The organism is Acinetobacter sp. UBA2063 (genome assembly GCF_002333245.1).
In the GTDB taxonomy this organism is placed as follows: Bacteria; Pseudomonadota; Gammaproteobacteria; order Pseudomonadales; family Moraxellaceae; genus Acinetobacter; species Acinetobacter parvus.
This window is the reverse complement of sequence record NZ_DDAH01000045.1, coordinates 6,336-13,541: the sequence shown is the minus strand read 5'-3', so window position 1 is coordinate 13,541 and position 7,206 is coordinate 6,336. Positions and strand designations below refer to the sequence as shown.

Here is a 7,206-nt window from a genome sequence, read left to right as displayed (position 1 = left end):
TGACGGGATCGAACCGCCGACATTCTGCTTGTAAGGCAGACGCTCTACCAACTGAGCTAAGCGCCCTTAACGTCTTCATCGTTTGTGAGGTGCATTATAGAGAATCTTCACAGCCTGTCAAACGCTTTTCATGCTCTTTTCGGAAAAAACCGTGTGAATGATTAAAAAATAGGTCATTCTTGATAAAACACAGGATTTTCGTATTTTATTTAGGCACTTATTTACAATCTGGCTGCTTATTTTCCAATGTCTGTTCTGAAATATAGACCAGTGCATGTTCAGGAACAAGCCCGAAAAGCTCGATAATTTCATCATTCTTCATTCGGATACAGCCATGAGACATCGGAATGCCCATCGGTTCCGTATCAGGTGTCCCATGGATGTAGATATATCGTTTAAAGGTATCACAACCCTCCCCCTGATTAAAACCAGCCTCCAAACCATCCAGCCACAAAATTCGCGATAAAATCCAGTCCCTTTGTGGAAACTGTTGTGCAAGCTGTTGATTGTAAATTTCGCCTGTAGGCTGGCGCGCAATAAAGACTGAATATTTTGCAGCGTCATGACCGATCTTTTGGGCAACACGATGCCAGCCTCTTGGGGTTTTACCACTGTTTTCCTGTTCACCAATTCCATTCTTGCCAGAGGAAATCAGATAAAACTTGTTATGTTTCGGCAATCGTAAAGTTTGTTGCGCCAAATCAATCAATATGTCTGCCTGTTCCAATGTATAGGACATTTTCTATCTCTAAATATTTCGGTCTTGCTGATTTATTTGAACATAAAAATGCTGTGCTTTGTGTAATTTTGATTTTTAGAACTTATAGGAGGCTGACCCAATGATTTAGGAAAATGGTGTTCTTTTTGAATCTGCTTTATATATACAAAATATATTCTGCAAGAGCTTCGCTTTTTTAACTTGCCACTCGCAGCATAACTGCTCGCCTTGTTGCGGAGCTTTAATCGCCCCTCAGGGCAAAGCGCTGCTTGGCTTACCCCGCCACTCAAGCGTAGCTCTCGTCTTGCGCCGCTAAAAAAGCTTTGCTTTTTTTAACTTGCCACTTGCAGCATAGCTGCTCGTCTTCTTGCGGAGCTTTAATCGCCCCTCAGGGCAAAGCGATGCTTTGCTTATCCTCGCCACTTGAGCGTAGCTCTCGTCTTGCGCAGCTAAAAAGCTTCGCTTTTTTTAACGCTGCTCAGGTTCAGGACGTAGCCATAACCAGATCGCCACAATCAACATGGTAACATCAGTAAATATCTTGACCCAGAACGGCGCATTGGTAAACAGCATTAAAATCCCACTGAACAGCATCATGATACTGGCAATCCACTTGGCCTTGCGTGGTACAGTCCCATTTTCACGCCAGTTACGCAGTGTGGGACCATATTTGGGATGGTTCAGTAACCATGCATCCATTTGCGGCCAGCCTTTTGATGCCGCCCATGCTGCCAGAATCAGGAAAACTGTTGTTGGCATACCAGGTAGAATTGCTCCAATAATTCCCAATGTGATAAAAATCACCACCAAGCTACGCCAGAACAATGTTTTCATTTAGTAATTAACCGACACGTCAATACAACCGTGCTAGTATAAAGTGTTTTTATTGTTGTTTATCAAACTGAACTTATTATTTCTCGATGATGGGTGACTATGCCTGAGAAGATTGATTCACCCAGCTTTTTTGAACCGTGGTTACAGTTTAAGCAGCCTATTGTTCGGCAGTTGGCCTTTTGCATTGCCAGTCCCAATATCCTGACCAAAATACCCGATGATTTAAAAATTGAAAATTATTTTGAACTTCATTCCAATACCGTTTGGCAAGAGCACTATCAAGCTTATGAGGTGCGGTTGCAACAGTTGGATCAGCAACCTCAACCCTTAATTGAATTTATGGCACGCCTGAAAAGTACCCGTTTAGGTTTGCGTTTTGAATATCTGCTCTGGTTCTGGCTACAGGATGATGATTATCACCCCTACCAGTTATTAGGCCACAGCATCCAGAAAATTGCGGGGGCAGTCACCCTGGGTGAGCTTGATTTCCTGTTACTCAACAAACAGACCCAGGAAATCGAGCATTGGGAAGTCGCATTGAAATATTATTTGGGTGAGAACGAACTCAATTTATCTGAATGGTTCGGTCTAAATCGGCAAGATACCCTACAGCGAAAACTACGGCACTTTACCCAACGCCAGTTTCAGTTTTCCGAGACCAGCCAGTACACAATTCAGCGTAAATTTGCAGTCATGAAAGGACAACTGTATTTACCAGAACATCATTACGCATCATCTATTCCAGAATGGATCAACACATCCAGACGTTTAGGTCAATGGGGAACGATAATCCCTGTACTACCCTACTATCGCCTACAACGGCATGAATGGATTTGCCCTGATCAACATCCATCTACACAAACTGCTGAATGGTGGACCAATGGACTTTATCACAATGCAGACACTGAACCCATGTTTTATATGTTTCGTCAATCCGCCCTGTTATTTAGCTCAACCGCAAGTAAATAACATTTTATAACAGATCTACAATCAAACCATCATGTTCATTTTCCATTTATTTTTTTAGACTCTAATGACATCATAATTAAATTCACACGGAGAAGATGATGAAAAAAATTTTAGTTGCTTCTATCATGGCCGCTTTTGTATTAACTGGTTGTAACACCTTTAAGGGTTTTGGGCAGGATGTTTCCAAAGCAGGCGACAAAGTGACCCAAACTGCTGAAAAAACCCAGAATAAACTGTAGTTCCATAGAACAACGCTCACAAAACCTTATCTACAAACTAGATAAGGTTTATTTTTACATACCTTTCTCAGCAATATTCCCCTATTATATCGGTTCAGATTTCACCAGATTTAGCCACATCTCGCATGAACCATTCCGATACACTTGAACTCAGTTTACAACTCCTACGCCAACCCTCAGTCACGCCTATTGATCATGACTGCCAGAACATCATGGCTGAACGATTGGCCAAGGTGGGTTTTAAGATCGAAAACATGCGTTTTGAAGATGTTGATAATTTATGGGCCCGTCGTGGTACAGAAAGCCCTGTGTTCTGTTTTGCGGGGCATACTGATGTTGTTCCGACTGGACAATTGGATGCATGGAATTCAGACCCGTTTTTGCCTAGCATCCGTGATGGTAAATTATATGGCCGTGGTTCTGCCGACATGAAGACCGCCCTGGCCGCAATGGTGGTCGCCTCGGAGCGTTTTGTCACCAAGCATCCTAACCATAAGGGTTCGATTGCCTTTTTGATTACTTCCGATGAGGAAGGTCCATCCATCAATGGCACGGTTAAAGTTGTTGAAACCCTGGAAGAACGTAATGAGAAAATGACATGGTGTCTGGTTGGCGAGCCTTCAAGTACCCATCAACTTGGTGATATTGTCAAAAATGGCCGCCGTGGCTCTTTAAATGGGGTATTGACCGTACAAGGCAAGCAAGGCCATGTCGCCTACCCTCATCTTGCACAGAATCCAATTCATTTGGCAACCAAAGCACTGGATGAACTGTGTGCAACCACATGGGACAATGGTAACGAATATTTCCCCGCAACCTCATTCCAGATTTCAAATATCCATGCGGGAACAGGTGCAACCAATGTCATTCCAGGCACACTGGAGGTGACCTTTAATTTCCGTTACTCCACTGAAGTAACGGCCGAAATTCTCAAACAACGCGTCATTGAAACACTGGATAAACATCAACTGAATTACAGCATTGACTGGACATTGTCAGGTTTACCATTCCTCACCCCAGTGGGCGAATTGGTGAATGCGGCAAGAACAGCGATTAAAAATGTGACAGGCGTTGAAACTGAACTTTCAACCAGTGGTGGTACCTCTGATGGACGCTTCATTGCACCTACAGGCGCCCAGGTTCTGGAACTTGGGGTGTTAAATGCCACCATCCACCAAATCAATGAGCATGTCAATGTTGATGATCTGGAGCCTCTGGCTGAAATTTATGAACAAATTCTGGAAGAGCTTTTGACTTAATAAATTTTATAGTCATAAAAAAAGGAACTCTGATGAGTTCCTTTTTTATTAGAGACCAAGCTGGGTCTGGATATTTTGCAAATGGGGAACAAAAAATTGCTTTTCGCCCATCTTCACATACTTAAAGACCTTATTGTCATCCACGTCTCGCTCTTCATCTACAATTTCCGAAATACGTACACGGATGGATTCAGGCATTTCATTACAGACCAAGGCAAACCGCTCGGAGACATCATCACCCTCAATAACCAAGGCCACGCCCTGCTTCTCGTTCGGGTCATTCACCGCATAAACGGGAAGCTTTAGGTCATGCCATTCGATGTGGTCAACGTTGGTTTGGGTATCCATTGCTGACAACACGATATTTTGTGGCAACAGCATGGGAACCTTTTGATGGCACTGAATAATATAGGCATCAATGAATCCTGTTGATACCGTAATTAAGTGTTGTAACTCTTGCTGATCAATTTGCCCCAATGCCGAGTTTTCGCCTTTTTTAACCATTATTCATTACCCCTTAGCGCACTGTAAGTAAACTTTCAATATTTTCCAGAAGCGTTTCTTCCTGGAATGGTTTACCCATATATTGATTTACCCCCAGTGACAATGCACGTTCACGGTGCTTCTCGCCTGTACGTGATGTAATCATGATGATTGGCAAGTCGCGATGTATTTCATGGTGTCGAACAAGGTTGGTCACTTCGAAACCATCCATTCGTGGCATCTCAATATCAAGCAGCATCAAGTCTGGCTTGACTGTATCAAGCTGCTCAATTGCATCGACACCATCTTTGGCTGTCACCACATCATAGCCTTGACGTTCCAACAGACGTGACGTCACCTTACGTACAGTCACCGAGTCATCCACAATCATGATCAGGCGGCGCTCATCATAACGCTGTTTGGTATAGGTCTCATCCGCCTGCTTGCTACGTGCTGTTGACTGTGCCTGACGGGCAATATTCTGGCCATCCAGAATCAGACAGACCTGACCATCACCAAGGATGGTGGCGCCCGCGATCACACCAATACTTGAGAATTGCTGGCCAATTGGTTTTACCACGATCTGGCCACGTGAACCAATTAACTGGTCTACCAATAATGCGGTAGTCTGTCCTTGTGCACCCTTAATCAGGAGCACAGGTAAAGAGTGAACCACACCGTTTAAACGCGGGATTGGCTGCCCTGCAACAAACTCCGACAGGTAGCGCAGGCGATAACGTTCCTGATCAATCTTGAAGTAGTCTTCCTGACTGTCAAAGTATTGTTCCAATGCCATTGGCGAGATACGCACAATACGGTCAATCTGTGCAAGTGGGAATGCGAATTGCTGGTCACCTGCTTTCACCATCAAGGCGTCACTTACCGCCACGGTTGTTGGTACGCGGATGGTAAATGTGGTTCCCTTACCCAGAACGGAGCTGACACTCACGTGACCACCCAAGGCCTTGATATCGCTCTGTACAACGTCCAGACCGACACCACGGCCAGAGATCTGGGTCACCTGTGCAGCGGTACTGAAACCAGGATGGAAGATAAACTGTAAAACTTCTTCCTGATCAAGTTTTTGATCCGTGGTCATCAAACCTGTCTGAATCGCCTTGTCCTTGATTCGGTTGACATCAATCCCTTTACCATCATCACTGAATGTGACCACGATATCGGTACCCTGACGGCCAATGTCCAGAACAATATGCCCTGTTTCTGGTTTTTTAGCCTGTAAACGCTGCTCACGGTCTTCAATACCGTGGTCAATCGCGTTACGCAGCATGTGTTCAAATGGTGCAACCAGCCTTTCAAGAATACTGCGGTCCAATTCACCTTCGGTATTGTTGACCACCAATTCGGTTGGACGGTTCAGGCTGGAAGCCGTTTGGCGAACAATACGTTGTAAACGTGGTAACAAGCGTGAGAATGGCACCAGACGGGTACGCATCAGGCTTTCCTGAATTTCTGCCTGAATACGCGACTGCTGCAACAGTAGACCTTCAGTATCACGAATCTTCTCAGAAAGTGTGGTTTTAAAGTCAACCAAGTCCGAAGCGGATTCTGCAAGCGATTTTGACAACTGGTTCAACGATGAGTACTGGTCCATCTCCAATGGGTCAAAATCGGCATAACGGGAATTTTCTCCGCCATGTCGTGCAATGATCTGACTTTCCAGCTCACCTTCCATTCGGCGTAGCTGATCAGCCAGACGTTTGATTGCAAGTTCCATTTCCGTCAACGTACCACCCAGCTGGCCCAGGTCCATTTCGATACGTGAACGGTTGATCGCATTTTCCCCTGACAAGTCAATCATCTTCTCGATAACGTCAGCAGAAACACGAATCATTTCATTGTTCTGTTCAATGCGCTCTGTGGTTTCCCACTCACCCAACATTGATGGTGGTTCAGTACCATCACCCTGAACAAACTCCATAGTATATTCAGGCGTGAAGATGTCTGTTGCAGAGAATTTTTGAGGAAGCTGCGCCGCAACATCCACAAATTCCATCTTCTCTAGACTTTGTTTTAAACCATCAAAGTTGGCATATTGACGCTTAAAGATCGCATCATTGAGCCATGCCAGCGCAGTATTAAGCAGATTGTCATAAACGTTTGAGCTGAAATGATGCACACCAAACTGTTCAAAGGCGTTTTCCAGATGGTAGGCAATGATTGCTATCGCATCCAATTCCGCCATGCGTGCGCCACCTTTCAAGCTGTGGGCATTACGCTGGAGCTGTAACAGCAAACTACGGTTACCGCGCTGTTCAAACCACTGTTTCAATAAACCCTGAGCCTGTTCAAGCAACTCTTCAGCTTCCTCAAGGAATGTCTGTTCCACCAGCGAACGAATATCTTCTTCAAGAGACTGACCAGCATTTTCCACAGTTTGAAGAGAGGAGGTATCTTCAACCTGTTCTTCTATATCATTGCCACTCAGCTCATCTGCCGCAAGACTTGGTTCTTCAGAAACTTCTTCTTCAACAAGTTGCAACACTTCCAGTCCACTGCTCTCATCTTGATCAGAAAGTGCGGTGATTTCAGTTGCAGGCTCGCTTACAACCAGATCAGCCGAGTGATCCGCTTGTTGAAGTAGCTGTACCACATGCGTTGATGGATAATCGATTTGCTGGTCGCGAATGGTTTGAATACGATCCGCAATATCATCCTGTACCAGACGAATCAAGGCAATCAGCTG

7 protein-coding genes and 1 tRNA gene are annotated in these 7,206 nt (G+C 44.7%); 3 read left to right on the top strand and 5 right to left on the bottom strand.

The genetic code is table 11. The features are described from left to right. The 3 genes from B4H32_RS02285 to B4H32_RS02275 form a co-directional block, all read right to left on the bottom strand. Positions 1 to 58, bottom strand: a tRNA-Val gene (locus B4H32_RS02285). A gap of 159 nt (positions 59 to 217) precedes the next feature. Further along, the gene (gene elsL / locus B4H32_RS02280; protein ID WP_004681644.1) at positions 218 to 739 is read right to left on the bottom strand and encodes a cell wall-recycling L,D-carboxypeptidase ElsL; all 522 of its coding nucleotides are present in this window, start codon (positions 737 to 739) and stop codon (positions 218 to 220) included. 447 nt (positions 740 to 1,186) lie between these two features. Continuing rightward, positions 1,187 to 1,552, bottom strand: a complete 366-nt coding sequence (locus B4H32_RS02275; RefSeq protein ID WP_004681645.1) for a YbaN family protein — start codon at positions 1,550 to 1,552, stop codon at positions 1,187 to 1,189. Positions 1,553 to 1,651: 99 nt separating this feature from the next. Between B4H32_RS02275 and B4H32_RS02270 the strand changes: the two genes are divergently transcribed. The 3 genes from B4H32_RS02270 to dapE all read left to right on the top strand — a co-directional run bounded on the left by B4H32_RS02270 (position 1,652) and on the right by dapE (position 4,019). Then, a complete protein-coding gene (locus B4H32_RS02270; RefSeq protein ID WP_004681648.1) occupies positions 1,652 to 2,521 on the top strand; it encodes a DUF1853 family protein in 870 nt (289 codons plus the stop codon). 95 nt (positions 2,522 to 2,616) lie between these two features. After that, complete coding sequence (locus B4H32_RS02265) at positions 2,617 to 2,760, top strand: entericidin A/B family lipoprotein (RefSeq protein ID WP_026040097.1); 144 nt, start codon at positions 2,617 to 2,619, stop codon at positions 2,758 to 2,760. A gap of 125 nt (positions 2,761 to 2,885) precedes the next feature. After that, on the top strand, positions 2,886 to 4,019 hold the full coding sequence (gene dapE, locus B4H32_RS02260) for a succinyl-diaminopimelate desuccinylase (protein ID WP_004681650.1): 1,134 nt from the start codon (positions 2,886 to 2,888) through the stop codon (positions 4,017 to 4,019). Between the two features lie 48 nt (positions 4,020 to 4,067). On the opposite strand, the gene B4H32_RS02255 is transcribed toward dapE, so the two are convergent. Both B4H32_RS02255 and B4H32_RS02250 read right to left on the bottom strand, forming a co-directional pair. Next, positions 4,068 to 4,523 (bottom strand): hypothetical protein, encoded by a 456-nt coding sequence (locus tag B4H32_RS02255; protein ID WP_004681653.1) that lies wholly within the window; start codon positions 4,521 to 4,523, stop codon positions 4,068 to 4,070. 13 nt (positions 4,524 to 4,536) lie between these two features. Beyond that, positions 4,537 to 7,206, bottom strand: a 2,670-nt coding sequence (locus tag B4H32_RS02250; protein ID WP_286799632.1) for a hybrid sensor histidine kinase/response regulator, incomplete at its 5' end; no start/stop codon positions are given.

Excerpts from the sequence above, each read along its gene's own strand:
- dapE (WP_004681650.1), top strand. The coding sequence starts at position 2,886 with ATGAACCATTCCGATACACTTGAACTCAGTTTACAACTCCTACGCCAA.
- B4H32_RS02255 (WP_004681653.1), bottom strand. The coding sequence starts at position 4,523 with ATGGTTAAAAAAGGCGAAAACTCGGCATTGGGGCAAATTGATCAGCAA.
- B4H32_RS02265 (WP_026040097.1), top strand. The coding sequence starts at position 2,617 with ATGATGAAAAAAATTTTAGTTGCTTCTATCATGGCCGCTTTTGTATTA.
- B4H32_RS02275 (WP_004681645.1), bottom strand. The coding sequence starts at position 1,552 with ATGAAAACATTGTTCTGGCGTAGCTTGGTGGTGATTTTTATCACATTG.
- elsL (WP_004681644.1), bottom strand. The coding sequence starts at position 739 with ATGTCCTATACATTGGAACAGGCAGACATATTGATTGATTTGGCGCAA.
- B4H32_RS02270 (WP_004681648.1), top strand. The coding sequence starts at position 1,652 with ATGCCTGAGAAGATTGATTCACCCAGCTTTTTTGAACCGTGGTTACAG.